The sequence below is a fragment of the Alcanivorax sp. HI0044 genome, assembly GCF_001634945.1.
The window spans coordinates 1-1,453 of the sequence record NZ_LWEZ01001525.1 but is presented as its reverse complement, the minus strand read 5'-3'; the positions used below and the strand labels follow the sequence as shown (position 1 = coordinate 1,453).

1 protein-coding gene is annotated in these 1,453 nt (G+C 61.9%); it reads left to right on the top strand.

Annotated elements, in window-relative coordinates; translation table 11 throughout:
* On the top strand, positions 1 to 1,032 hold a 1,032-nt coding region (locus tag A3730_RS22945), incomplete at its 5' end, for an alpha/beta fold hydrolase (protein WP_231884020.1).
* Between the last annotated feature and the right edge of the window lie 421 nt (positions 1,033 to 1,453).

Genomic DNA, 1,453 nt, shown 5'->3' with positions numbered 1-1,453 from the left:
TGGCGACAAGCAAGAGGAAGCAGCCTGATGGTGCAGTGGCGCGACAGCAAAGTAAGCCGTAATGGCGTGGACCTGGCGGTGCGTACCTGGAGTGCGGACAAAAGCCCCACGGTGATACTGGTACACGGCTACCCGGACGCCAATCATGTCTGGGAAAAAGTGGCGGAACGCCTTAGCCGGCATTTCAAAGTCGTCGCCTATGACGTACGCGGCGCCGGCAATTCTTCCGTGCCGCAAGGCCGCGCCGCTTACAAGTTGCGGGAACTGCGCAACGACCTGCATGCGGTCATGGACGCCGTCAGCCCGGATGAAAAGGTGCATCTGGTGGGGCACGACTGGGGCTCCATCCAGACCTGGGAATCAGTCACCGATCCCGGCGCCGAGCAACGCATCGCCTCCTACACCACCCTGTCCGGCCCGTGCCTGGATCATGTGGGGCAGTGGATGAAGGCGCGACTGCGCGAACAGGAAATCGGCGCCGTGCTCAATCAGCTCGCCCACTCCTGGTACATCGGCCTCTTCCAGTTGCCGGTGCTGGCCCCGACCCTGTGGAAAGCCGGCCTGGCCAAGGTCTGGCCGCAGGTACTGCGCCGCACCGAAAACCTGCACAGCGAAGTCAGCGCCACTCAACAGCAGGACGGCGTGCACGGTATCGAACTGTACCGCGCCAACATGCTGCCTTGTCTGCTCAAGCCCCGGGAGCGGCATACCAAAGTCCCGGTGCAGCTGATCGTTGCCCGCGAAGACAACTATGTGCGCCCGGCCATGCTCGAAGACCTGCCCCAGTGGACAGATCGCCTGTGGCGCCGGGAAATAGACTGCGGACACTGGAGCCCCCTTCTCCAGTATCCGGACGTGACCGCCGGCTGGATCAGTGAGTTCATCCAGCATGTTGAAGGCGCCCCCGCCAGCGAGGCGCTCAAGCGCGCCCAGGTCAATGCCGACCCGCAGCCCGCAGCAGATAGCAGCCATCCGGGAACCGGCAACCACGCCTCTACGAAGCACCCGCAGGAACGTAGCGTAGCGGAGTAACGCACGCAGTGCGGCCCGAAGGGTGAGCGAAGCGAATAACCTGCCTGCGGGTGATCCGAGCCTGGGCGAGGCAAGGATTCCAGAAGCGGGTTACGAGTCACGAGTTTCGAAAATCAAAAAAACCAGCCAAGTACGGGGTTTGGGGTTTTGCCTTTCGAAACTCGCTTCTCGCAACTCGAAACTCTCACCTCGCCCAGGCTCGCCCGCGTTGTTGCGTGATGCATGTAGCGTGCTGCGTCTCCCCTTCTAGCCCCAGTGCAAAAAGGGGGCTATCATCGCCACATGAAAACCAGTGACCGTAATCCCGCAGCTATTTTGCGCAGCCTGAAGAAATACACCCAACCGGCTGAGCAACAGGCCCCGGCAGACGCCGGCGACCACAAGGAATTCACCATCGACGAACTGGCCCGCGAAGCCAGCT